We start from the raw sequence: 23,998 nt of genomic DNA, 5'->3' as shown, positions 1-23,998 counted from the left end.
TCACTTCTCCTTCGCGTTGTTGTACCAGAACTGCACGAGCGTGACGGCCAGGCAGATGAAGAACAGGGCCAGGGACACGGTGGACGCGTAGCCGAAGTCGGCGCGTTCGAACGCCACGCGGTACACGTACTGTGCGAGCACGAGCGTGGAGGTGCCGGGGCCGCCGTTGGTCATGACGAGGGTCAGGTCGAGGATCTTCAGGGATGTGATGGTCAGGGTCACGGTGACGAAGAACAGGGTGGGGCGCATGCACGGCACGGTGACGTGCCAGAAGCGCTGCCAGGCGTTCGCGCCGTCCATCTTCGCGGCCTCGTACAGTTCGGCGGGGATGGTCTGGAGTCCGGCGAGCAGCAGGATCATGAAGTATCCGACCTCACGCCAGGTGCCGACGATGATGACGGCGGGCATGGCCCACGTGGTGCTGGACAGCCATCCGGGCACGTTGTCGGCGCCCATGAAGAGCGCGAGGAACTGGTTGATGAGGCCAGCCTTCGGGTCGAACATCATGCTCCACACCTGCGCCACGGCGACGATCGCGGTGATGTACGGGAAGAACGCGACGGTGCGGAAGAACGCGCGGCCTTTGATCTTCGAGTTGAGCAGCACGGCGAGTCCGAACGCCAGCGCGAGGGTGAGCGGGATGTGCACCACCGCGTAGTAGAGCGTGTTGACGAGCGCGTCGAGGAAGTTCTCGTCGGTGAAGAGTCGGCGCCAGTTCCAGATGCCGTTGAATTGGGGTGTTCCCAGCGCGCTCCATTTGGTGAATGACGTGTAGAACAGGGTCACCACGGGGATGAGGATCAGCAGGAAGAAGCCGATGAAGTTCGGCGCGATGAAGATGAGTCCGTTGCGGATGTTGCGGTTGCGCAGCTTGTTGACGTGGCGCGAGTTGTCGCGTGCCGCGTCGGCCGCGCGCGCGACGTCGTCGACGGTGCGCTCCACGGTGCGCTCGGTTTCGGAGATGCGATGCTCACTCATGATGCTTCCTCACTTCCCCTGGTTCCCTTGGCTCTGGCTCTGGCCCGCGCCGCTGTCGCGCGGCAGCAGACCGGTGTTGGCGACGGCGTTCTCGGCTTTGGCGAGCGCGTCGTCGATGGTCTTCGTTTCGGACAGGATGGACGATTGTGCCATGTTGAGTTCGTCCTGGATGACCTGCGTGGCTTCGCCCACCGGGTTCTCCTGTTTGATGACGGACTTGCGGATCACGTCGCGCGACTGCTTGTCGCGCGGCAGGCCCTTCTTGGCGAAGAACGCATCGAGCGCCTTGTCGGAGGTGTAGGCGGGCACCGAGCCGGTCTTGGCGGTGACTTCGGCGCCTTGTTCACCGGCAGCCCATGCGACGAAGTCCTTGGCGGCCTTCTGCTTCGCGGACGGCGAGTTGGCGGAGACGGCGAAGCCGGTGGGGTCGCCGTAGGTGACCGGGTGCTTGACCGTCTTGGAGGTGAGCTGCGGCAGGGCGGCGACGCCCCAGTCGAACTTGTTCGCCTCGCCGCTCTTCTGCTGGTCGGCGAGCGGTCCCATGAACCAGGTGCCCATGGGCAGCAGGGCGGCCTTTTCGGTGCCGAACTGGGATTGGTATGTGGTCTTCGAGGCGGAGACGGTGTTGTAGGAGAGGGTGAGGTCCTCGTGCTGCATCTTCAGGAACAGCTTGTACATGGGCTTCAGGTACGAGTAGTCGCCGGAGAAGAACAGCGCGTTCTGTCCCGCGACGCCGCTGCCTTTGGACTGTTGCGCGAGCGCGATGGCCTGCGGGATCGCCTGGAACGACGCGTGGTGGTAAGTCGGGTAGGCGTCCTTGTAGCCGGCCGCAGGCAGTCTCTTCTTGAGCGTGCGGCAGACGGCGAGGTAGTCGTCCCACGTCCAGGTGCCGTCCGGCGCGTCGACGCCGGCCTTCTTCAGCATCGTCTTGTTGTAGTAGAGGACGGTGGCGTCGACGCGGTACGGCAGCGCGTAGGTCTTGCCTCCGATGACGTAGTCCTTGGCGACGGCGAGGTTGTCGTCGTTCTTGTAGCGCGCGGCGACGTCAGTGAGGTCCGCCAAGGCTCCCGGCGAGGCGTACGTGTAGTACATCTTGAGGTTCTTCATCGGGAAGACGTCCGGCGCCTTGCCGGCGGACAGGTCGGCGATGAGCTGCTTGTCGTAGTCGTCGGCGCTGTATTCCTTGACGTCGATGTGGACCTTCGGATGCGTCTTCTCGTATGCGCTGGCCAACGCCTGGAATTCCGGCCTGGTGGACAGGGTCCAGCCGGCCATGCTGATGGTGACGCTCCCATCGGGATTACGCCCATCGGCATCGGTCGTGCCGGACCCGCATGCGGCGAGCGACAGCCCCGCCGCGCACGCGGCCGTCACCGCGATGAGGCGTCGCAGCAGCGGCATTCCCTTCCTCGGCATGACGTGTGTGCTCCTTCCGGCGGTATGGCCGCCTTCCGGCAGCGTCGCCGCGCTTTTGTTTCGTTGTTGACTGCGATGTCGGGAATGGAACCGCTCTCCCCGATTCCATTATGCACCGCATGCCGGCGGCCGGGCGATGTCGCCCGGCCGCCGTGCCCCGGTTCCGACCGACGCATTCGGTCACTGGTTGCGACCGTCGGTTGCGTTCGTCGTCGCGCGGTCCGTGCGGACCGCGCCTTGTGACGGATCAGAACAGGGTCTCGTCGTGGTCGTCGGCGGGGTGGGGCGTGTAGGTGATCTTGAATTCGTCGTCGGCCGGCGCGTCGGTCGTGTTGAACGTGGCGGCGTTGGACTTGTGGAAGCTCACGGTGCCGTAGGCGGGAACGGTGACCTTCTGCCAGCGGGCGCCTTCGCCGTTGATTTCGACGGCGGCTTCGATGTCCTTGTCGGTGGGGTTGTAGAGGATGCCGGCGAGGTCGCCGTTGTCGGCGACGAAGGCGACGGAGCCGAGGCCGCCGTGGCGGCCGTCGCGCGTGTAGTTGGAGGAGGCGACGCGGTGGGAGCCGACCTTCACGTCCTGGCCGAAGTTGCGCAGCATGAAGTATTCGAGGTTGCGCTTGACCTTGCCGGTAGAGGAGTCGATGGTGATGACGCCGCGGCGGCCGGAGGTGCCGGCGTAGCTCGGGAAGCCCTGCTCGTCGAGCGCCATGTTCCACAGGTTGATGAGGCCCATGCCGTTGCGCACGAGCCAGGTGCCGATCTCGCCGAACATCACGTGGCTGGCCTCGTCGACGGTGTCGTCGAGCATGCAGCGGCGTTCGGTCATCGCGACCTTCCAGTTCGGGAACTGGCGGGCGCCGTTGTGGACCCATTCGGGCAGGCCGGAGTAGGTGTGGAAGGCGACGCCGGCGAAGGCGTTGGCCTGGGCGGGGGTCATGTATTCGCTGACCGGACGCTGGTAGAAGCGCAGGGAGTCGTCGCCGAAGTAGATCTCGACGTCCGGGAAGGTGCGGTCGAGGGCGGGGCGCAGGTATTCGGAGCCCCACTTGGCGAGCTCCTCCGGGGTCCACACGGTGATGGGCCACGGGCAGCCGTTGCTCGGCTCGTTCTGCATGGTCACGGAGGTGATGTGGATGCCGTACTTGGCGTAGGCGGCGATGAACTTGACGAAGTACTGCGCGTACACGTAGTCGATGGTGTCCTGGTAGCGGTAGCCGTTGCCGACGTATTCGCCGAGGCGCAGGCGGCCGGCGCCGGAGAGCACGCCGGAGGTCTTCATCCATGCCGGGGCGCTCCACGGGGAGGCCATGATCTTGACGGCCGGGTTGATCTTCACGATCTCCTGGAGGACGGGGATCACGTTCTTGAGGTCGCGGGTGGCGTCCGGGGCGCCGGGCTCGCCCTCGCCGATGGAGAAGTACTGCAGGGAGGCGTCGGCCGCGACGCCTTCGGGCAGGTCGTCGTAGGAGTAGTACTTCTGGCTGGAGAAGTCGCAGGAGCCGATGGAGATGCGCACGGAGGAGAAGCCGCCCTGCTCGGGGCTGAACATCTCCTCGAGGATGGCGTGGCGCTGCTCGGGGCTCATCGAGTTCATGAACAGGGAGGCGGAGGAGTCGGTGATGGCGGCGCCGACGCCCTCCCACATCTGGTAGCGGCGGGTCGGGTCGATGATCACCGGAACAGCCTCGCCGTGATCACTTTCGATCACCGGGGTGTCGATTTCGGCGCGACGGTCGGCCAGATCGCCGGTCGTGCGCGTCCAGCGCTCATGCGCGAACGGATTGAGAAAATCGGTCATGTCAACCACTCCTTTGTACCTACTGCCGCAAGCGTTTTCCCGAACCGGAAACCGTTTTCTTCAACGGCCATGCACATTGTTCGTACATGTTCAGTATACACACGACACGCCGCATCGCGCTTTTTCAATCCTTTTTTATCAGTTTTAATCATTCACTGATTATTTGTGATATATTGATGTCGTCAGCTTGGCGGACCAAGGAAGTTCGATCACGCACCGAAGCCGCCAGGCATCATCGCATCGCCCACGCGAATACTGCGAGAACAGAGAAACAAGAAAGGAACATCATGTCGGCTGCAACCGCTGATGCCACGACCGCGAAGATCGTGGAAAATCCGCCGTTCAAGAAGACCGAGCCTATGGCCTACGCCATGGGCGACATCGGCAACGGCTTCTACTTCCAGTTGGTCACCAACTACGCGATGATCTACATGACCGACGCCCTGGGCATCAGCCCCGCCATCGCCGGCATCATCATCTTCATCGGCAAGCTCATCTCCGCCTTCACCGATTTCGGCACCGGCGTGTGGGCCGACAACGCCCCGCTGCGCAAGGACGGCCGCTACCACTGGTTCGTGCGCACCCTGCGCTACCCGCTGATGGCCGTCATCGTGCTGACGTTCCTCCCGTTCGTCTCCAGCTGGTCCCTGGGCCTGCGCATCACGTACATCACCGTGATCTACATCCTCGGCGTGGCCTGCTACTCCGCCACCTCCGCCCCGTACGGCTCCTTCGCCTCCGTCTCCACCCCGGTCGTCAAGCACCGTGACGAGATGGCCGCGGGCCGTGGCTTCGGTTCGACCGCCGGCGGCATCATCGTGACCTTCATCCTGCCGCTCGTCATGTACACCACCGTCAAGGACTCCACCGGCGCCGACAAGAAGGTCCTCAACGGACCGGTCCTGATCTGGGTCGCCATCGTCTTCGCCATCCTGCTGTGGATCTGCTACGAGATCACCCTGCGCGGCACCGTCGAACGCATCCGCGTCGAGAAGGGCGCCAAGGAGCACGTCCCACTGTGGAAGTCCATCGCCTACATGTTCTCCAACCGCGCGATGGTCGCCCTGATGCTCGCCGCCCTGCTGCTCATCTTCGCCCAGATGTTCGCCGGCGCCGTGAACGCCTACCTGTACAAGGACTACTTCGAGAACACCGCCGCCCTCGCCATCCTGGCCGTCCAGAACGTGCCGGTCCTCATCGTGGCCCCGTTCGTCCCGGCCATCTGCGACAAGTTCGGCAAGAAGCTCGTCTGCGGCGTGCTGCTGGTCTTCACCACCGTGGTCTACGTCGTGATGTTCTTCCTGCACATCACCAACCCGTACGTGTTCGTGGTCTTCTCCATCGTCGCCATCTTCGGCAACGGCGTGTTCGGCCTGATGGTCTGGTCCTTCATCACCGACATCATCGACGACATCCAGGTCAAGACCCACACCCGTGAGGACGGCACCGTGTACACCGGCTACATGTTCGCCCGCAAGATCGGCCAGGCCCTCTCCGGCCTGCTCCCGGGCATCGTGCTCGCCGCCACCGGTTACGTGACCGCCGACGCCGGCGAGGCCGTGCGCCAGTCCACCGAGACCCTGAACAACATCTACGGCGTCGCCACGCTGGCCCCGGCCATCGGCAACGGCCTGATCGCCCTCATCCTGCTGTTCTTCTACCCGCTGTCCGGCGAGATTTCCAAGAAGAACGCCGCGATCCTCGACGAGCGCCGCGCCAAGGGTGAGATGTGATGTTCACCGCGTTCGCCACTGATCCGCAACATCTGATCACCATCATCGTCGTGGCGGTCGTGGTGACCGTCGCCAGCTACGCGGTGAATTACTTCGCCAAGCGTCGCTGACCATCCCCGAGGGGCATGGGCCGTACGGTCCATGCCCCTCGGCATATATACACGAAGCCCCTTTCCGCGGTGCATCGCGGAAAGGGGCTTCGTCGTCCCGTCGTCCCGTCGTCCGGTCACGTCGGAACGTCGGCTCCGGTCGTCAGCGCAGGGCGCGTCCGGCGCACCAGACGTGTTCGACGGACCAGTCGGCGGCATCGAGCAGGTTGAGGTCGGCGGCGTATCCGGGGGCGATGAGGCCGATCGGCGCGCCGGTCACCGTGTTGGGCCTGTCGAATCCGAAGGCGCGTGCCGGGGTGAGCGTTGCGGCCTCGACGGCGGCGACCGGACTGAAGCCGAGTTCGTTGACCGCGCGCTGCACCGCGACCTCCAACGTCAACGTAGAGCCGGCGATGGCGCCGTTGGACACGAGTCGCGCGTGGCCGTCGATGACGTTCACGTCGAGTTCGCCGAGCTTGTACGCGCCGTCGGGGCAGTCGGTGGCGGCCATCGCGTCGGTGACGAACGCGATGCGGTGGGGTGCGAGACCGAAGCCGAGCTTGACCATCGGGTTCTGCACGTGGAAGCCGTCGTTGATGAGCTCGATGGTGACGCGCGGGTCCTCGACGGCGGCCGGGATGGGGCCGGGTTCGCGGTGGTGCAGTCCGTTCATCGCGTTGAACATGTGGGTCATGATGCCCGCGCCCGCGTTGAAGCCGGCCTGGGCGGTCTCGTAGTCGGCGTCGCAGTGGCCGACCGCGGGCACCACGCCGGCGGCCGCGAACTGCTTGATGGCGCCGATGCCATGCTCCAGTTCGGGGGCGATGGTGATCTGGCGGATGCAGCCGAGGTGCTGCGCGGCGGGGTCGGCGCCCGAGGCGTCGAGCATCTCGTCCACGAGTTCGGGCACCGGGTCCTTGAGGCAGTTCGGGTCGTGCGCGCCCTTGCGTTTCAGGGCGAGGAACGGGCCTTCGAGGTGGCAGCCGAGGATGTCCGGGCGGGTGGCCATCTTCTCGCGCACGGTGCGGATGTTGCGGCAGATCACGTCCATCGGGTTGGTGATGAGCGAGAGCACCTGCCGGGTGGTGCCGTGGACCGCATGGCCGGCCCGGGCCACGTCGATGCCGTCCGGACCGTCGTCGAAGCTCTTCTCCCAGGCGCCGTGCGAGTGGATGTCCACGTAGCCGGGGACGAGGATGCGGCCGGCCGCGTCGATGACCGCGCCGTCCGAGCCGGCTGGAGCGGCCGGATCGATGCCGACCGTGCGGCAGGCGTGCTCGAACGCCTCCTCGCCGGTGCCGTCCGCGGCCGCCGCGCCCGTGGCCACGATCACGCCGCGCGCGTCCGAGACCACCCAGTAGCCCGATTGTTCGCCGCGGGCGTCCACCTTGCGCGCCCCGCGGATCGCGACCGGCTTGACCTCGCCTTCCAACGCCGCGGTCACGTGCGCGACGATCTCACTTCTGTCCGTCATGGTTCCTCATGCTCCTTTGCCTGAACACCGGTGCGACCGGCGTGGATCCTTCGATGTGCACAACCAGTATTGCCCCGGTGGGTGGCTCCTCCGGGAACCATCCACCGGGGCAACCGGCCGTGCATGGGTTCTTCGTATCAGATGCCCTGCCAGGCCGGCTTGTGGGCGTAGGCATAGCGGTAGTAGTCCTTGTGGCGCAGGCGGCTCGCGGCCTCCTCGTCGATGATGATCGTGGCGTGCGGGTGCAGCTGCAACGCGGAGGCCGGGCAGAACGCGGACACGCCGCCCTCGACGGTCTCCTCGATGGCCTCGGCCTTGCCCGAGCCGAACGCGAGCAGCACGAGATGACGGGCCTTCAAGACCGTGCCGATGCCCTGCGTGATGCAGTGGGTCGGCACCTGGTTGATGTCGTCGTCGAAGAAGCGCGCGTTGTCGATGCGGGTCTGCTCGGCCAGGGTCTTCACGCGCGTGCCGGAGGCGAGCGAGGAGCCGGGCTCGTTGAAGCCGATGTGGCCGTCGGTGCCGATGCCGAGGATCTGCACGTCGATGCCGCCCGCGGCCTCGATCGCCGCGTCATACGCGGGACCGGCGGCGGCGATCTTGTCGCCGTCCTCAAGAGGCGCGCCGTTCAGCACGTCGCCAGGCACGTGGACCTTCTCGGGGTCGAGGCCGAGCGGTTCGACCACGGTGCGGTGGATGGTGGAATGGTAGGACTCCGGGTGGGTCAGCGGCAGGCCCAGGTACTCGTCCAATGCGAAGCCGCGCACCTGGGAGACGTCGATGTGCTCCTCGTGCACAATCTTGGCGAGCGCCTGGTAGGCGGCCAGCGGGCTCGAGCCGGTGGCCAGGCCCAGCACCGCATCCGGCTTGGCCTTGATGAGATCCGCCACGCAGCGGCCGTAGATCTCGCCGGCCTCCGCTTCGTTCTTGACGATGATCACTTCTGCCATGGATGTCCTTCCTTCGTCATTGAAATCGGCGTTCCGCGGACGGACATCGTCGCCCGGCCGCAACCGCATACTGCTTCCCCACTATGGTAAGCCAGCGCCGTCTTTTATGCAAACAGTCTTTACATTAAAGAACGCTTCGTCGCGAAGGATTGAGACACCCCGACGGACCCGACACCCCTCCGTCGTCGTCCTCCCGTCGTCCTCTCATCGCACCACTTCGCCCAGCGGCCGAAAATCGCGACGACACGCCGCACAGCGCGACTATCGGCCGCTGAGCACTCACTGGAGGCCGAATGTCGCGTTAGCGCATCCCCTGCCGCGGCAATCGGCCGCTAGGAATCCGTCAACGGCCGATAGTCGCGGAAGCAGGGTGGCTGCCGCGATTATCGGCCGCTAGCCGTCACCCAAAGGCCGATAGTCGCGGCGGTATACTCTCCGACGCGATTATCGGCCGCCGAAAACCTGTCGGAGGCCGATAGTCGCGGTGACGCGTTTCCCGGCGCGACTATCGGCCTCCCGGAACGACCCGCGGTGGCCCCACCCCTTCCCGGGCCGCGGCGCTACAGCAGCATGTTGGCCACGGCCATGGCCCCAACGCCGGCGAATCCCATCACGGTCAGGCAGAAACCGGACAGGCGGGCGTTGCCGAGGACCTTGTCGGTGAAGATGGCGGAGAAGATGCCGGCCGGGGCGAAGCAGATGAACACGACGGCCTTGCGGGTCATGTCGTCGAACGGCAGCAGATGCCATGCGGCGAACGCGAACAGCAGGCCGAAGCCGAACCGGCAGGCCACGATCATCAGCGCGTCGGCCACATCGCAGCGGGAGCCGGGCATATCCATCATCATGCCGATCATCAGCATCGAGACCACGGTGTTGCCGCCGGAGATCGGCGCGAGGAAATCGGCTACGGCCATCGGGGGCTTGACGCCCGCGATCATGAGAACGGTCATGACCATATAGACGTCGAACGGCACGGAGGTCACGAAGTTGCGCACGATGGTGCGCAGGAAGGCGCGGCGGGCGAGCCGGCGCGCGTCGCGGTCGGTGGGCGGCGCCTCGTGCGGCACGACCGTGACGGACGGATCGGAGCCGACCTGCCCGGCGAGCGGGCGCGACGAATCGATGTGGAGCAGCGCGGCGGTGGTCACATAGTTGCCGGCGGACATCATGATGGAGTTGCCGACGTCGAACATGATGGCCGGCAGGGCCGCGGCCGGCCCGATGAACGTGGTGAGGATCGGCAGCGTGAAGTTGCCGACGTTGAAGCCGGCTCCGTTGAGCATGAGGAACGCGCGGCGGGCCACCGGCATGCGCCTGGAGACGACGAACATCGTGACGAGCGGGATCGTGGCGCATACAAGCCCGAACACGGAGATCCACAGGAGGCCCAGATCATGGTGCCCAGTGGCGAACGAGGAGACGATGGCGGCGGGCAGGGTGATGTCGAGCACCACCTTCTGCAGCACGCGGTACTCCCCCGCGCCGAACAGGCCGATGCGCTTGAGCGCGTATCCGATGAGGATGATGGTCAGTATCTTCGCGACGGCCAGCACGGATCCTCCTTGCGAACGGGAACTTGCGAACGGAAATGAGCGAACGGAACCGGAATATGGCGAAACACGTTGGGGGCGGCCCGAAACGGAACCGCCCCCAACGTGACATAACCAAAGGAGTACAGGGAACAAAGAGACGCGAGGGATTCAGGCGGACAGGCCGGCGAAGAGGGCCGACCAGTCCTGGGACTCGTCGTCACGCTCAAGTTGTTCGGCGTTCATCGGCACCTCCTTCGCCATCCTGCATGGGCCTTCCCCCGGTAATTCCGGCCGGCGGGAACCGGCCGGAAGGGCATCACTCGTCGACGCCCCAGACGCGGACCTTGCCCGGAGCCACATCGCCGAGCAGGTGGGTCGGCGCCGGGTTGAGGTCGAACTTGCCGTCCTCCGGAACGGTGGACTCGTTGAGCGGGCCGTTGCCCTTGTGGACGGTCACGGTGCCCCAGGCCGGGACGGTGACCTTCTGCCAGCGGTTGCCCTCGCCGTTGATGGTGAAGGCGGCCTCGAGCGGCTTGCCGGTCGGGTTGTAGATGTGGGCGGCCACGTCGCCATTCGGGGCGAGGAAGGCCACGGAGCCAAGACCGCCGGACCAGCCGTCGGGGGTGTAGTTGGAGGAGCGGACCACCACGGAGCCGGGCTCGACGTCCTGGCCGAAGGCGCGGAGCATGAAGTATTCGAGGTTGCGGATGACCTCGCCGGTCTCGTGCTGGATGGTCACGACGCCGCGGCGGCCGGTGGCGCCGACCTGGTTCGGCAGGCCGCGCTCGTCGAGGGCGAGGTTCCACAGAGCGATGAAGGATTCGCCGGTGCGGACCAGCCAGTTGCCGATGATGCCGGACATGATGTGGGCGGCGTCCTCCGGGGTCTCCTCGATCATGCAGCGGCGCTCGGTCATGCCGAACAGCCAGTGGCTGTAGGAGCGGTTGGCGTTGAAGACGTTGGTGTACGGGCCTTCGTAGGTGTGGAAGGTCAGACCATCGACGGCGGCGGCCTCGTCCGGGGTGACGATGTCGCGAACCTTCCACTGCAGGTTGTGCATGGAGTCGTCGTTGATGAAGATGCGCATCTCAGGGTAGGTGTCGTTGAACGCCGGACGCAGGAAGTTGGCGGCGAACTCGGCCTGTTGCTTGAGGGTCCACATCATGGCCGGCCACTTCGGGGCGTTGGACGGCTCGTTCTGGACGGTGACGCCCCAGATCGGGATGCCGATCTTCTCCATTTCCTGGACGTACTTGACGAAGTAGCGGGCGTAGGTGCCTTCGAAGGAGTCGTGCATCGGGTCGAAGCCGTTGCCGGTCCACTCGTTGAAGCGCAGGTGACCGCCCTGGCACAGGTGGCCGGTGTTCTTCATCCACGCCGGGGCGGACCACGGGGAGGCGATGATCTTGATGGCCGGGTTGATCTTCAGGATCTCGAGCAGCACCGGGATGATGTGCTTGAAGTCCTTGGTGGCGTCCGGGGCGCCGGGCTCGCCGGTGCCGAGGGAGAACTTGGTGAGCAGGTTGTCATGCTCGCCGAAGGGCAGGTCGTCGTAGGTGTAGTACGGCTGTGCGGCCGGCTCGCAGGAGCCGAGCGGGATGCGGATGACGGAGAAGCCGCCCTTGTCCGGGTTGAAGCAGTCGTCGAGGAACTCGTGGCGCTGCTTGGCGTCCATGGAGTTCCAGATCAGGGAGGCGGCCGCATCGGTGATGGCGGCGCCGGCGCCGAGCCACGGCTGCTTGCGGTCGGCCAGGTCGACGACGATCTTGGCGGCGTCGCCCGGGTCGTTGACGACCTCGGGGGCGGGCAGGGTCTCGCGGCGCTGGGAGAGGTCGCCGGAGGTGACGGTCCAGAATTCGTTGCTGTACTTGCTCATTTCGGTCCTTAGGTGTGGTGCCTATTACATCCTTCCGGTCCCGGCACGTCTCCGTACCGTTCCCGTGAACGATTCACACTATAGCACTTTCAATCATTTTTAATCAAGTCCAATCATGCTTGTTCAGCGTGTCGCCCAGCAAACCCACCACGCCACACCCCCTTACGTCGTTTTCGAGCCCACCACCTACCATTAGTGTCACTAATGATCATGAATGCGCACAGCATCGCATCAACCGGTCATCAGCAGGACAATGCAGTAGTAAGCGACAGAGCAGTACCATGGCAGACACCGCATCGAACACCAACGAAACCAGCATGACGAACGCCACCAGCACGGCCAACGTGACGAACATGACGGACGCGACCGGAACGACGGCCGGAACGACGGCCACGGCCCAACCCGCCGGCAAGCGCGACCTCCTCCCCGCGGAACGGCAGGACGCCATCCTGAGCCTGCTCACCCGCCAAAGCGTGGCCACCGTGCCCGAACTCGCCACGATGCTCAACACCACCGAGATCACCATCCGACGCGACCTCACCGTGCTCAGCAAGGCCGGGCTGCTCAAACGCGTGCGCGGCGGCGCCATGTCCATCGGCAGCTCCGAGGAGCATGCCGCGCCCGCGGCCAACCCCATCCTCTCCGGTGCGCTGACCGAACGCACCCTCACGGGAGGCGTCGCCGTCAAACCCGTCCTCCACTCCCCCGAACTCGGCGGCGACCAGCCGGCCATCGGCGTGATGCTGCCCGAGCCCAGCTTCTTCTGGCCCGGCGTCATCGACAACATGCGCACCATCGCCTCCCGGATGGGCCTGCGCATCATCACCCGCGAAAGCACCTACGACACCGACGTGCGCGAGGACGACATCCTCACCGACCTCACCCAGGACCCCACGGTCTGCGGGCTCATCGTCGCCCCCAACTCGCATCCCGAGACCGGCAAACGCACCTGGGACTGGATCGCGCACGCCGATATCCCCACCGTCGTCATCGAACGCGACCTGCCGCTGCTCACCGCCGACTACGTGGACACCGTGCGCACCAACCACCCCTACGGCGTGCGCAAGGCCGCCACGCACTTCATCCGCCATGGGCACCGGTTCGTCGGCGCCGCATTCACCGACACCCCCACCTCCGACATGATCCAGGAAGGCTGGCGCGACGTGGTGGAGGAGACCGACCTCATCCAATGCCCGTTCATCTTCGACGGCATCCAGCCGTACGACACCAAGGGCGTCAACGGCATCGTCGACAAGATCCTGCTCTCCGGCGTCACCGGCATGCTCGTCCACTCCGACTATCTGGCCATCGCCATCGCACAGACGCTCGAACGCCGCGGACGTCACGTGCCCGAGGACGTGTCGCTGATCTCCGTGGACGGCTTCGCCACGCCGAGCTCACGCCCGCTCACCGTGCTGCGCTCCTCGGACAAGGACCTCGCCGAGGCGGCCATCAGCACGCTGATCCACCGCATCCAGAACCCGGACTCCGCCACCAGGCACACGCTCGTCGACCCGAACCTCATCGACCGCGGCTCCGTGGTGGATGTGCCGGCGCAGCAGGCGTGACGCCCTACAGCTCCACGGTTTCCTTGTTCGGATCGTCCTTGACGTGCGCGAACTTGGCGGCAAGCGCCTCCTTGTTGCGCTTCTCGTCCTCCTCCTTGGCCTTCTTCTTGGCCAGGGCGGGGTCCCACAGCACGTCCTCGCGGTGCTTCGCCCATTCGGCGGCCGCGAGCGGCGCGATGTAGGCGGCGACGGCGTCGACGGTCGTCCCCTCGGATACGCCGGCGGGGTCGGCGGCCTTCGCGCGCACGTCGAGCAGTCCGCGGATCTGATCGTCGCCCAGGAAGATGCGCGGCACGGCGATTTGTTCGCGCAGCTCGTTGACGACGAGCAGCAGCGGCAGCGCGGCGCGGACGGCGTCGTTGGAGGACGGCGCATCTCCGTCCGCCACCGCGTCGAGCAGCGCATCGCACACGATGAGCGCGACGGCGAACCGGTGGGCCAGCGCCTCCGCCAGCGCGTCGGACGGCCGGAACGCGTCATCGGCAGGGGCGGAACCGTCGGCGGACAACCCTTCGCCGGACGGCACGGCGTACGCGCCTTCGTCGAACGCGCCGTCGTTCACGGCGGCCTCGACGGATTCCAGCACCTCATGCACGCGCACGGAAGCGGCGTCGTTCCACGCGACGCCAAGCGACTCGGCAGCCTCGTCGACGAGCGTCGCGTCGCCGGACTCGGAGAATCCCGACATCGCGTCGTACGCGTCGTTGGCGGCGAGCAGCGCGTCGACGATCCGCTGCGGACGGCCGGGAATCGAGTCCGCGCCCTCGTACACGTATTCGGCGTCCGGCACGGTCACGTCCTCGCCGGTGACGATGCGCGCGAACGCGCGCGTGACGCGCACCTGCAGGTTCTCGGCGTATTTCGCGTCGTTGTCCATGTGCATGGCCTCGGTCAGCGGCCACAGCGCGACGAGCCGCGCGCCCGCGACGGCGGCCTCGCGTACGGACGGCAGCGCAGCCACGCGCGCCACGACGTCATCGTTCAGTTCGAAGGTCATTCCCCAAGCTCCTTTGCGTCGGCTTTCGACACCTGATTCTAGTGTGCGCTCACTCGACGTCGGCGGCGGGGTCGACATACGTGATGGACATCACACGGCCGGTGTCGCTGTCGAACGTGATCGACGTGATGGAGGCGAGCGCCGTCTTGCGCAGGAACATCCAGTGTTCGGCGTGTCCGGTCTCGAGCAGGTGCCGGAACGACCAGATCGGCGATTCGTGGCTCACCACGATGATCTGTTCGCCGGCGTGCTCCCTGACCTTCTCGCGTGCGAAGTCGCCCACGCGCGCGGCGATGTGCGCGTACGACTCGCCCCAGCTGGGACGCCACAGGTTGCGCACCAGCCTCCAGTTGCCGTTGCGCCACAACGCGCCTTCGCCGTGTCCGATGCGTTTGCCGCGGAACTCGTTGCCCGCTTCGATGACGCGTTCGTCCGTGACGAGTTCCAGCGGCTTCTCGCCTCGCGCCTCGCGCACCGGGTTCAGCGCGTCGAGGATGGCGCCGGCGGTTTCGCGCGTGCGGTCGAGCGGCGACGAGTAGACGGCCGACACGGTGTTCATCTGGGGACTGTCTGCGATGTACCGTCCGGTCGCCTCGGCCATGCGGCGGCCCCTGTCCGACAGATGGAAGTCGGGAAGGCGTTCGTAGAGCAGGTGGTCCGGGTTGTAGACCTTGCCGTGACGGACGAAATGGATGGTGGTGGCGGTCATCGCCTGCCTCCTTCTGCGGGGACTGTCTGGGGTTCGCGGCCGTCGCACCGAAGGGTGCGTGACGATGCCGTGAACGGAACGCATATGCACTCCAATCTACCGCGTGTCGGCGGACACTCTCACGTAGAGTGGCCGCGACGCAAAAACGCGGGACGCACCGAACCGTCATCGAGGCCGGTGGCGTGCCGCGCGACCTTTGCGCGACCAACAGGACAGCACATCAGTATCGATGAGGGCTCCGTAGGCAACGCCACGCCTGCGGGGGACATCCAATCGGGAGCGGAAAGGAGCAGATGCCGTCATGTCCGAACGCAATACCATCAACGACACGAACACGACCACGGAGGAGATCCGCGGCACACGGACCGAACCGGGCGAACGGACCGGGCGAACCGGACAGGCCGGAAGCGCGCCGCGCGCCGGCATCGCCGCCGCCCTCGGGGACATCGGACGCAAGGTGTTCGGCGGCTACGCCGAACTGCTGCGCATGCCGCACACCGCACGCTATTCAATCGGCGGGGTCATCGCCTGCATGCCGTTCCCGATGGTCGGCATGACCATCACGATCTCCGTGCAGCACTACTACGGCAACTATTCGCTCGCCGGCATGCTCACCGCCATCCAGGCCATCGCGCTGGCGCTCTCCACGCCGCTGCTCGGCAAGCTCACCGACAAGTTCGGCCAGCGTCAGGTCTCGATCCCCACGATCATCGTGTGGATCGTCTCCGCGGTGGCGCTCACCACGGCCATCACGAACCGTGCGCCGGAATGGGTGCTGTACGCGCTGACGCCGCTGCTCGCCGCCATCCCGCCGTGGGGTGCGATGAGCCGCGCCCGTTGGACGCGCCTGCTCAAGGGCGACCGCGAAGCCACGAACCGCGCGCTGAGCTTGTGCGGCGTGCTCGACGAGTGCATGTGGGTGGTGGGCAACCCGCTCGCCTCCACGCTCGCCGTGATCTCCGGCCTGCTGGCGTTCTCGTTCACCGGCGTATGCGTGGTGGTCGGCGCGCTCATGTTCTTGACGGAGCTCACGACCGAACCGCCCTCGCAGACCGATCTGGCGCGCGCCGAAGGCATCAGCCGCAAGGAATACCGCGCCCGCGAGGCCGCCAAGGCCGAGGCGCTGCAGGCGGAGACCACCGCCGAGGAGACGCGGCGCCGCCTCACCGAACAGGGCGTGACCGACGAGACCGTGATCACGCGTGCAATCGAACGCGCGGTGGCCGAGGCCCGCACCGGCAAGGGCAAGGCCTCCATCTGGGGTCCGGGCCTCATCGCCGTGTGCGTCACCTGGTTCGGTCTAGGCGCGTTCCAATCCGCCGCCGGCATCTCGATCATCGCGTTCGCGACCGAGGCGAACATGAAGCAATACACCGGTTTCGTGTTCGCGTGCTTCTCGTTCAGCTCGCTGTGCGGCGCGCTCGTGTACGGCGCGAAGAACTGGACGATCCCCCTGTGGAAGCGGTTCTACTTCTGCCTCGCGGTGGTGAACATCGGCATCGGTTCGTTCATGTTCGCGAAGCACCTGTGGGTCATCATGATCATCTATCTGGTGATCGGCGTCTGCCAGGCGCCCACGTGGATCAACGGCAACCAGCTGATGCTGCACCTGGTGCCGCCCTCGCGCCTCACCGAAGGCATGGCGTGGATGGGCGCGATGAACTCGATCGGCTCCTCCGCCGGCTCGGCGATCGCCGGACAGTTCATCGACCGCATGGGCTCGCACGGAGGTTTCATGGTCGTGACCGCGTTGGCGATCGGATCGCTCGCGATCGCGCTCGTGGGTCTGAAGCAGATCAAGACCTCCACCGAACAGCCGACGCTCACCGAGGTCAGCGTGTGACGACGGGACGGCCATGGACCGTCTTTTCGAAATGTGAAACCCCACCCGGTGTACCGTGGTGGGGTTTCGTGACTCCGGCTGGAGCTGAGCCTACTTCGGCCAGCCCTTGGGGGTGTGCTCGATGGACCAGACGCCCAGCTTGTGCGAGAAGCTGTTCTGCCACTTCTCCTCGAGCTGCTCGGGGGTGAGGCGGTTCTCCGCGGACTTGAGACGGTTCATCGCGTTCGTATGGGTGTCGTCGAGCAGCCACTTGCGGATGAGGAAGTTCCACACCATCACCACGGCGGTGGCGACGAGCTTGCCGATGTTCATGCGCAGCAGGTACTCGGCGTGCTGGCTGACGAACGCGTCATGGTTCATGCCGTAGGTGGAGATCCAGATGATCGCGTCGTTCATGAACAGGCCGATCACCGCGCCCACGACGAAGATGACAATCTCCATCCAGCGGGCCATGTCGTCACGATGCTTGAACACGAACTTCATGCTCGCCAGATAGTTGAAGATCAGCGAGATGATGAACGAGATGGTGGCGGCGATCACGTTGTGCATGTGGAACACGCCGACCAGGATGTTGAGGATGCCCCAGTCGATGATGAAGGCAATCACGCCGACGATGCCGAATTTCATAAGCTGTGCGATCAGTTTTCTCACAAAGGGCCATTCAACACCATCCATCTGACCGGTGCACCCGTTCCCCACCGGTCAGCCAACAATCTCCCCATTCGGGAACCGCCCGCCAACGCGCCTATCATGGCTATGACACCGGCTATGACGCATGGGGTGTCATGCGAAAGCGAACAGCGAAAGGCGGAGGACGGCATGGACCACATCAGAATGTATATCGATGGACAGTGGACCGATTCCCCGTCCGGAAAGACGGCGCAGATCATCAACCCCGCCGACGGCCGCCCGGCGGCGACGATGACGCTCGGCACCGCCGAGGATGCGGACAGGGCCGTCGCCGCCGCCGAACGGGCGTTCAGGCCCGGCTCGTCATGGCGGGAACTCGCCACGGACGAACGCGCGGAACTGATGCTCAAGGCCGCCGACCTGATCGAGGAGCGTGCGGACGAACTGGCCACGGCCGAGACCAACAGCGTGGGACGCGTATACCGGGAGACCAGATACGACGACGTGTATGCGGCCAGCGGCGCGTTCCGCTATTACGCCGGACTCGTCCACGAACTGCAGGGCAGGTCCTCCACCGCGAACGGCGACATGATGACCGTGACCGTCCGCGAGCCGCTGGGCGTGTGCGCAGTGCTGGCGCCATGGAACTATTCGATGGGCACCACGGCCGCCGGGATGGCCCCCGCGCTGGCGGCCGGCAATACGGTGGTGGTCAAACCATCGTCGCTCTCCCCCGTCGCCACGGCGATGATGGTCCAGGCCATGGCCGATGCCGGATTCCCCGCAGGCAGCGTCAACCTGGTGCTCGGCTCCGGCTCCGAGGTCGGCACCGCCATCGCCCGTAACGAGCACGTGGCCAAGATCACCTTCACCGGCGGCACCGAGACCGGCAGGGACATCATCGCGAAGTCCGCGACCAGCGTCAAACGCTATGCGATGGAGCTGGGAGGCAAATCGCCGTTCATCATCTTCGACGACGCGGATCTGGACGTCGCCGTCGACCGGCTCATGTTCGGCGTCTTCCTCAGCCAGGGGCAGGTGTGCGTCGCGGGTTCGAGACTGCTGGTCCAGGACACCGCCTACCGACGGGTGATGGACCTGCTTGAGGAACGCGTTCCCGCGATCCGCATCGGCATGCCGATGGATCCGGACACCGAGTTCGGTCCGATGGTCTCCAAGCGGCACATGGAACGGGTGCTGGACTACATCCGCATCGGCCGGGAGGAAGGCGCCAAGGTACTCATCGGCGGCCACCGGATCACCGAGGGCGAGTTCGCGCAGGGATATTTCGTCGAACCGACCGTGTTCGTGGACTGCACTCCGGACATGCGCATCGTGCAGGAGGAGATCTTCGGCCCGGTGCTCACCGTGCAGACCTTCACGGATGAGGCCGAAGCCATCCGACTCGCCAACGACACCCGCTACGGTCTCGCCGGCGGCGTGTTCACCTCGGACATGGGCCGGGCGCTGCGCGTGTGCACCGGCGTGGACACGGGCATCATGTGGGTCAACACGTATATGGACGACACCCAAGGCATGTCGGTCAGCCCCCACGGGCAGAGCGGCACGACCGTGGACGGCGGTCTCGACGGGTTGAAGGAGTACACCGTGCTCAAGCAGATCAATCTGAAGTTCACCCCGTCCAAGGCGGGCTGGTTCGGCGGCGTATCCGGGAACTAGACTGGGGCCGTACATCGTACCATATTCCGTCAAGGAGGAATCATGCCCGTCATCCACACCCATGTCTCCGTCAAGACCACCAAGGAGCAGCGCGAGGCCCTGAAGACCGCGTACGGCAAGGCGATCGCCGCCGTGCCCGGCAAGTCCGAAGGCTGGCTCATGTGCCCGTTCGAGGACGACATGCCGATCTACTTCGGCGGCTCCGACGACCAGCCGGCCGCCTACGTGGAGGTCAACGTGTTCGGCCGCGGCGCCATCCCCGGCTCCGCGTGGGAGAAGCTCACCAAGAGCATCATGGCCGCGCTGAACGGCGAGCTCGGCATCCCCGAGGACCGCACGTACATCCGCTACACCGCCACCTCCGACTGGGGATGGAACGGCGGCAACTTCTGAGTTGCCACCGTTCCTTCGCCGGGATTGCACCGAGCCCGGCACAAGGATTCCCGGAAGAAAACCCATCGTCCGGGAATCCTCGCACTGACGACATCCCAGCGCAATGAATCCCGGAGAACGGCCATTCATCCGGGTTTTCTTGCACTGACGACATCCCAGCACAAGAAAACCCGGACGCAGGCCACATCATCCGGAAATCCTCGCACTACACGGAAGGGCCCGTCTCCGTGAACCACGGTTCACGGAGACGGGCCCTTCCGCTATCTCGATCCAGCCGAAACCGTACCTGGATCAGACGATCTTCGGCATCGGGGTGGTGAGCGACGTGGTGAGGTTCACGTGGACCAGACCGGCGCCGGCGTGCACTTCGACCTTCTTCAGGGTGACGGTGCGCTCGTCCTCGGGGGCGCGGTCGTTGTCGGTCATCGTCGCCGGGGACTTGACGGCGACCAGCGCGAGGTCGGCGAGGGAGAAGCCGGCGGACTCGCACAGCTTCACGGCCTCGTCGCGGGAGGCGAGGAAGCCGTCCTTGAACTTGACGCGGTCGGCCGGAACGCCGTACGCATGCTCGGCGACCCACTTCACGTTCTCGATGACGGACATGCCCTTGTGGCTGTGCGGGCGGGCCGGCATCGAACCGTTGGTGAGCACGTCGACGAACGCGTCGAGCTGCGGGGCGAGCGCCTCGCCGCCGTCGCGGTACAGGTTGCCGATGATCGGGTCGCGGAACTCGAGCTTGGCGGCGGTCTCCTTGAGGGACGGAATCTGGTCGTCCTCGCCGTCCCACAGGTTGACGAGCGGGAACGTCGGGATGTCGAGGCCTTCGAGACGGTTCACGTGGAACGGGTAGCGCCACGCGAGGTCCGGATCGTCACGCCAGGTGGACGCACGGGTCACAACGATCGCGGCGGACGGCCACTGGGCGTCGAACTCGCGGCAGGCGATGTCGAGCCACTTCTGCGCGCCGGCGTCGGTGCCGTAGCCGGCTTCGACGATGACGACGTCGTGCAGCGCGCACGCCATCTCGACGGAGACGAGCGTCGGGATGCCGATGGACACGTTGGCGAACGGGCCGCCATGCACGTAGACCGGGGAGCCGTTGACGGTCTCCGTCTTCGCGGGCTTGACCGCGTCGGCGAGGATGCCGGTGATGCGCCACAGGTCGACGAACTCGCCGAAGGTGACGGCCTTGCCGTCCTTCGTGCCGGCAATCATCTTCGCGACGCGCTGGCCGATCTCGTCCATCGAACGGGACAGCACGACGATCTGCATGAGCTCGCAGGTCGGGGTGAGCACGACCTTCTCCTTGACGTCGCCCTTGCCGTAGTCGACGGCGATGGAACGCAGGGAGCGGGACGGCACTTCGGAGACGCGCGGCACGAGGATGTCGTCGAGCTTGCCCTCGTCGACGGCCTTCTCGGCGAAGGAGACGAGCAGGTTCTGGGCCGCCTCGATGGCGCCCATCTCACCGCACAGACCCCAGTCGATGAGCTCCGGGTGGGTCAGGGAGGCCTTGCCGCCGCCGGACGCGCCGCCCTTGGAACCGGCGGCGGTGATGCCCATGCTCGGCTGGCGCAGCACGGCGGCCGCGTCGATGCCGCGCTTGTTGAGCGCGTCGATGAGGGCGATGGTGGTGGTGGTCTTGCCTTCGCCGCGCGAGGCCTTGAGCGGGGTGTCCGCGGTGACGAGCACGACCTTGCCGTGCTTGCGCGGGGCGTCCGGGTTCTTCTTGAGGTAGTCGAGGTAGCCGAACGCGTCGATCTTCTGGACCAGGCCGTACTGGCTGGTGAAGTCTTCGATGGTGGTCATGGGTTGAGCGCCTTTCCTTTCCAGCGTTCCGACGGTCCGCCCGCGGCATGATGGCCGCGGGAAGACCGCCGATTCCTTCACAGATGTATATCCGACGCACGTAAACGCGATGCTACGCGTGGGATGCGCCGGCGGGAGCGATCCGGCGGGACCGATCAGAAGTCGGACATGTGGAAGCCGTTCTTCATGGCCATGCTGCGGGTGAACAGCACGGAGTCGAGCAGCTTGTCCGTTTCGACGCGCAGCTGGTCGGCCATGGTCTGGTTGGCGGCGGCCAGGATGCCGCGCACCTCGTCGTTGCGCACGGCTTCGATGATCTCGTCGGGCTCGAGCGGCTGCACGTCACCGTCCACGTTGTCCGCCTCGAATTCGGCTTCGGCGGCGGACTCGGCCTCCTCCTCGGCGTCGGTCAGTCCGAGCCGCGCGACCTGCTCGTCGGTGGCGGCGACGAGACGGTGGCCCAGCGCGCCGGTCTTCTGCTGGTAGCGTTCGACGGCGTTCGCGGTATCGGCGAACGCGCCGTCGCACAGGGCGGCGATTACGCGGTTCGCCCAGTAGAAGTTCTCGGTGGTGACGCGCGTGGTGGTGTCGGCGAGGTAGTCGGGCGTGGAGTCCACGTTCGGATAGAACGGGACGAGCGTGTTGAACGGGTTGGAGCCGTATGCCATCCACTGGATGGCGCGGTTGGCCTGCGGACGGTACGGGCGGATCTGCATGACGGCGAGCTGGCTCTGGCGGTTGATGCCGATCGGACGGTACATGTGGCGCGTGCGCTCGTCGCCGCGCTTGCCGTACGGATCGTACGGGGTGCCCTGGTAGTGGCCGGAGAGCACGTATTTGATGTCCTCGATGGTCACCTTGCGTTCGGGCTGACGGGCCCACGGGATGTCGTTGTTCTCCGGGCCGTGGTCGGCGTCGGGGCCGTCCCACACCTCGTCGTACGGGTTGAGGAAGCGCTGCATCCACCATGCGCGCGGCGTGTTGTACACGTGGTCGGAGTCGGAGTGGGAGCCGAACGCGTCGCGCGGGTTGAACGGCGTGGTGCTTTCGACGGCGAGGTCGAGGTGGTTCTCCTCGATGAACTCGGCGAGGTCCTCGGAGCACATGTGGTCCTCCTGCTCGCCGAGCGCGTCCTCGAGGTCGAACTCGTCGATGCCGAGCTGGTTCGGCATGGTCACGTACGCCTCGTCCGGCACGCGCTTGGCGATCCAGTGGTGGCCGCCGACGGTCTCGAGCCACCAGATCTCGTCGGCGTCGGAGAAGGCGACGCCGTTCATCTCGTACGTGCCGTACTCCTCGAGGAGCGCGCCGAGACGTGCGACACCTTCGCGCGCGGTCTTCACGTACGGCAGGACGATGGTGAGGAAGTCCTCCTCGCCGATGCCGCCGACCACTTCCGGCTCGTAGCCGGCCTCGCCTTCACGGCCTTTGGCGGGGACGAGTTCGACGAACGGGTCGGCACCGAGCACGCGTTCGTTGGTGGTGAGGGTTTCGGTGGCGCTCATCGCGACGTTCGCCTCGTTGACGCCCGCCTCGCCCCAGATGCCTTCCTTGCGGTCCGCGTTCGGCACGGACGTGTACTGCAGCGGATTGTCCGGCAGGTCGATTTCGACGTGGGAGAGGACGGAGCGGTAGTGTCGCGGCTGGTCTTCGGGTTTGATGACGAGGAACTGCTTCGGGTTGAACTCGCCGTTGGCGGAGTCCTCGTTGCGGGCGATGATGGTGGAGCCGTCGTAGCTCGCGTCCTTGCCGACCAGAATGGTGGTGCAGGCCATGGTTGTCTGGTTGTCCTTTCGTTGGTGGTGTCGTTGACGGTTATGCGGTTGGCGCGGTCACGCCTTGCCGGTGAGGAAGATGCCGGCCTGGTCCGGCGTCTCGCCGCATTCGCGCAGCTTGTGGAGCAGCTCGTTCATCCAGAAGCCCTGGTTGAGTCCGGGCAGCGGCTCCTTGGTGGCGTAGACGTGCAGGTAGTAGTCGTGGTCCTTGTCCGGCGGCTGCGGACCGTTGTACCGCATGGTGACGGCCGGGTCGTTCTCGCGGCCCACGAACTTGGAGGCGCTGGAGTTGCGGCCCTGCACGGCCTCAGGGATCATCGAGGCCATCTGGCGGGAGAAGTCCGGCGGAATCTGCAGGGCGTGGGAATCGTTGAAGTCGAACATCAGCGCATCGATGGGCAGGTTCGCAACGGTCCAGTGGATCCATTCAAATCCGCAGACGGGGATGGAGTCCGGGTCGGTGAACGTCCAGTGCAGGTAGCGGGCGTCCGGGGAGACCTCGTCGATGTAGAAGGGGAAGGAGATGACGGGCACGCCGCCCGTGCGGTATTCGGGCGCCGCAGCCTTGGCGAAATCGTCCGGAACCACGGTGAAATCAGCTGAGATCTTCATATCCCCCAGTGTATCGCGCGGAAACGCGACGGAGGATGCACACGGACGACGGGATGACGGAACGACGACGCGTCCGTCCGCCCGCGAACGTGCGGACGGACGGACAAGGAAACGCCGGAAGCGATGGGGAGGA

Annotated in this window: 18 protein-coding genes; 5 read left to right on the top strand and 13 right to left on the bottom strand. The window is 65.7% G+C overall.

Going from position 1 to position 23,998, the window contains the following annotated elements; genetic code table 11:
• The 3 genes from JS531_RS01655 to JS531_RS01645 all read right to left on the bottom strand — a co-directional run bounded on the left by JS531_RS01655 (window position 1) and on the right by JS531_RS01645 (window position 4,192).
• On the bottom strand, window positions 1-978 hold the full coding sequence (locus tag JS531_RS01655) for a sugar ABC transporter permease (RefSeq protein WP_214311780.1): 978 nt from the start codon (window positions 976-978) through the stop codon (window positions 1-3).
• A gap of 9 nt (window positions 979-987) precedes the next feature.
• The gene (locus tag JS531_RS01650) at window positions 988-2,394 is read right to left on the bottom strand and encodes an ABC transporter substrate-binding protein (protein ID WP_214311778.1); all 1,407 of its coding nucleotides are present in this window, start codon (window positions 2,392-2,394) and stop codon (window positions 988-990) included.
• A gap of 247 nt (window positions 2,395-2,641) precedes the next feature.
• The gene (locus JS531_RS01645; RefSeq protein WP_214311775.1) at window positions 2,642-4,192 is read right to left on the bottom strand and encodes a glycoside hydrolase family 30 beta sandwich domain-containing protein; all 1,551 of its coding nucleotides are present in this window, start codon (window positions 4,190-4,192) and stop codon (window positions 2,642-2,644) included.
• A gap of 287 nt (window positions 4,193-4,479) precedes the next feature.
• Here JS531_RS01645 and JS531_RS01640 point away from each other — a divergent pair, with 287 nt between their 5' ends.
• A complete protein-coding gene (locus JS531_RS01640) occupies window positions 4,480-5,925 on the top strand; it encodes an MFS transporter (protein ID WP_214311773.1) in 1,446 nt (481 codons plus the stop codon).
• Between the two features lie 252 nt (window positions 5,926-6,177).
• Here JS531_RS01640 and nagA read toward each other — a convergent pair whose 3' ends face one another.
• The 4 genes from nagA to JS531_RS01620 form a co-directional block, all read right to left on the bottom strand.
• On the bottom strand, window positions 6,178-7,488 hold the full coding sequence (nagA, locus tag JS531_RS01635; RefSeq protein WP_214311771.1) for an N-acetylglucosamine-6-phosphate deacetylase: 1,311 nt from the start codon (window positions 7,486-7,488) through the stop codon (window positions 6,178-6,180).
• Between the two features lie 137 nt (window positions 7,489-7,625).
• On the bottom strand, window positions 7,626-8,438 hold the full coding sequence (nagB, locus tag JS531_RS01630) for a glucosamine-6-phosphate deaminase (RefSeq protein WP_214311762.1): 813 nt from the start codon (window positions 8,436-8,438) through the stop codon (window positions 7,626-7,628).
• Between the two features lie 560 nt (window positions 8,439-8,998).
• Window positions 8,999-9,994, bottom strand: coding sequence for an AEC family transporter (locus tag JS531_RS01625; RefSeq protein WP_214311760.1), 996 nt, complete (start codon window positions 9,992-9,994; stop codon window positions 8,999-9,001).
• Between the two features lie 295 nt (window positions 9,995-10,289).
• Window positions 10,290-11,849, bottom strand: coding sequence for a glycoside hydrolase family 30 beta sandwich domain-containing protein (locus JS531_RS01620; protein ID WP_214311753.1), 1,560 nt, complete (start codon window positions 11,847-11,849; stop codon window positions 10,290-10,292).
• A 281-nt stretch (window positions 11,850-12,130) separates the two neighbouring features.
• Here JS531_RS01620 and JS531_RS01615 point away from each other — a divergent pair, with 281 nt between their 5' ends.
• A complete protein-coding gene (locus tag JS531_RS01615) occupies window positions 12,131-13,417 on the top strand; it encodes a substrate-binding domain-containing protein (RefSeq protein ID WP_214311751.1) in 1,287 nt (428 codons plus the stop codon).
• Window positions 13,418-13,421: 4 nt separating this feature from the next.
• Here JS531_RS01615 and JS531_RS01610 read toward each other — a convergent pair whose 3' ends face one another.
• Together JS531_RS01610 and JS531_RS01605 are read right to left on the bottom strand one after the other, a co-directional pair.
• Window positions 13,422-14,414 carry a hypothetical protein gene (locus tag JS531_RS01610; RefSeq protein WP_214311748.1) on the bottom strand — a complete coding sequence of 331 codons (993 nt, stop codon included), beginning with the start codon at window positions 14,412-14,414 and terminating at the stop codon, window positions 13,422-13,424.
• A 49-nt stretch (window positions 14,415-14,463) separates the two neighbouring features.
• Window positions 14,464-15,123 (bottom strand): histidine phosphatase family protein, encoded by a 660-nt coding sequence (locus tag JS531_RS01605; protein WP_214311740.1) that lies wholly within the window; start codon window positions 15,121-15,123, stop codon window positions 14,464-14,466.
• A gap of 487 nt (window positions 15,124-15,610) precedes the next feature.
• On the opposite strand from JS531_RS01605, the gene JS531_RS01600 reads away from it, so the two are divergent.
• On the top strand, window positions 15,611-16,966 hold the full coding sequence (locus JS531_RS01600; RefSeq protein ID WP_217625616.1) for an MFS transporter: 1,356 nt from the start codon (window positions 15,611-15,613) through the stop codon (window positions 16,964-16,966).
• A gap of 90 nt (window positions 16,967-17,056) precedes the next feature.
• Here JS531_RS01600 and JS531_RS01595 read toward each other — a convergent pair whose 3' ends face one another.
• A complete protein-coding gene (locus JS531_RS01595; RefSeq protein ID WP_214311732.1) occupies window positions 17,057-17,593 on the bottom strand; it encodes a GtrA family protein in 537 nt (178 codons plus the stop codon).
• A 192-nt stretch (window positions 17,594-17,785) separates the two neighbouring features.
• On the opposite strand from JS531_RS01595, the gene JS531_RS01590 reads away from it, so the two are divergent.
• Both JS531_RS01590 and JS531_RS01585 read left to right on the top strand, forming a co-directional pair.
• On the top strand, window positions 17,786-19,276 hold the full coding sequence (locus JS531_RS01590; protein ID WP_214311730.1) for an aldehyde dehydrogenase family protein: 1,491 nt from the start codon (window positions 17,786-17,788) through the stop codon (window positions 19,274-19,276).
• A 42-nt stretch (window positions 19,277-19,318) separates the two neighbouring features.
• Window positions 19,319-19,669: a phenylpyruvate tautomerase MIF-related protein gene (locus tag JS531_RS01585; RefSeq protein ID WP_214311728.1), complete on the top strand. Its 351-nt coding sequence runs from the start codon at window positions 19,319-19,321 to the stop codon at window positions 19,667-19,669.
• Window positions 19,670-19,960: 291 nt separating this feature from the next.
• Here the strand turns inward: JS531_RS01585 and JS531_RS01580 are convergent, their stop codons facing one another.
• From JS531_RS01580 to JS531_RS01570, 3 genes are all read right to left on the bottom strand, one after another.
• The gene (locus JS531_RS01580; RefSeq protein ID WP_214311726.1) at window positions 19,961-21,478 is read right to left on the bottom strand and encodes a formate--tetrahydrofolate ligase; all 1,518 of its coding nucleotides are present in this window, start codon (window positions 21,476-21,478) and stop codon (window positions 19,961-19,963) included.
• A 155-nt stretch (window positions 21,479-21,633) separates the two neighbouring features.
• The gene (locus tag JS531_RS01575; protein WP_214311724.1) at window positions 21,634-23,253 is read right to left on the bottom strand and encodes a C69 family dipeptidase; all 1,620 of its coding nucleotides are present in this window, start codon (window positions 23,251-23,253) and stop codon (window positions 21,634-21,636) included.
• Between the two features lie 57 nt (window positions 23,254-23,310).
• Window positions 23,311-23,865: a YbhB/YbcL family Raf kinase inhibitor-like protein gene (locus tag JS531_RS01570; protein WP_214311711.1), complete on the bottom strand. Its 555-nt coding sequence runs from the start codon at window positions 23,863-23,865 to the stop codon at window positions 23,311-23,313.
• Window positions 23,866-23,998: the final 133 nt, after the last annotated feature.

Origin of the sequence: Bifidobacterium sp. CP2 (assembly GCF_018555635.1) — a bacterium.
Lineage (GTDB): Bacteria > Actinomycetota > Actinomycetes > Actinomycetales > Bifidobacteriaceae > Bifidobacterium > Bifidobacterium saguinibicoloris.
This window is presented reverse-complemented; position numbering and strand designations above follow the sequence as displayed.

Excerpts from the sequence above, each read along its gene's own strand:
- JS531_RS01640 (WP_214311773.1), top strand. The coding sequence starts at position 4,480 with ATGTCGGCTGCAACCGCTGATGCCACGACCGCGAAGATCGTGGAAAAT.
- JS531_RS01645 (WP_214311775.1), bottom strand. The coding sequence starts at position 4,192 with ATGACCGATTTTCTCAATCCGTTCGCGCATGAGCGCTGGACGCGCACG.
- JS531_RS01620 (WP_214311753.1), bottom strand. The coding sequence starts at position 11,849 with ATGAGCAAGTACAGCAACGAATTCTGGACCGTCACCTCCGGCGACCTC.
- JS531_RS01655 (WP_214311780.1), bottom strand. The coding sequence starts at position 978 with ATGAGTGAGCATCGCATCTCCGAAACCGAGCGCACCGTGGAGCGCACC.
- JS531_RS01580 (WP_214311726.1), bottom strand. The coding sequence starts at position 21,478 with ATGACCACCATCGAAGACTTCACCAGCCAGTACGGCCTGGTCCAGAAG.
- JS531_RS01600 (WP_217625616.1), top strand. The coding sequence starts at position 15,611 with ATGCCGCACACCGCACGCTATTCAATCGGCGGGGTCATCGCCTGCATG.
- JS531_RS01610 (WP_214311748.1), bottom strand. The coding sequence starts at position 14,414 with ATGACCTTCGAACTGAACGATGACGTCGTGGCGCGCGTGGCTGCGCTG.
- JS531_RS01615 (WP_214311751.1), top strand. The coding sequence starts at position 12,131 with ATGGCAGACACCGCATCGAACACCAACGAAACCAGCATGACGAACGCC.
- nagA (WP_214311771.1), bottom strand. The coding sequence starts at position 7,488 with ATGACGGACAGAAGTGAGATCGTCGCGCACGTGACCGCGGCGTTGGAA.
- JS531_RS01650 (WP_214311778.1), bottom strand. The coding sequence starts at position 2,394 with ATGCCGAGGAAGGGAATGCCGCTGCTGCGACGCCTCATCGCGGTGACG.
- JS531_RS01570 (WP_214311711.1), bottom strand. The coding sequence starts at position 23,865 with ATGAAGATCTCAGCTGATTTCACCGTGGTTCCGGACGATTTCGCCAAG.
- JS531_RS01595 (WP_214311732.1), bottom strand. The coding sequence starts at position 17,593 with ATGAAATTCGGCATCGTCGGCGTGATTGCCTTCATCATCGACTGGGGC.
- JS531_RS01590 (WP_214311730.1), top strand. The coding sequence starts at position 17,786 with ATGGACCACATCAGAATGTATATCGATGGACAGTGGACCGATTCCCCG.
- JS531_RS01605 (WP_214311740.1), bottom strand. The coding sequence starts at position 15,123 with ATGACCGCCACCACCATCCATTTCGTCCGTCACGGCAAGGTCTACAAC.
- JS531_RS01575 (WP_214311724.1), bottom strand. The coding sequence starts at position 23,253 with ATGGCCTGCACCACCATTCTGGTCGGCAAGGACGCGAGCTACGACGGC.
- JS531_RS01585 (WP_214311728.1), top strand. The coding sequence starts at position 19,319 with ATGCCCGTCATCCACACCCATGTCTCCGTCAAGACCACCAAGGAGCAG.
- nagB (WP_214311762.1), bottom strand. The coding sequence starts at position 8,438 with ATGGCAGAAGTGATCATCGTCAAGAACGAAGCGGAGGCCGGCGAGATC.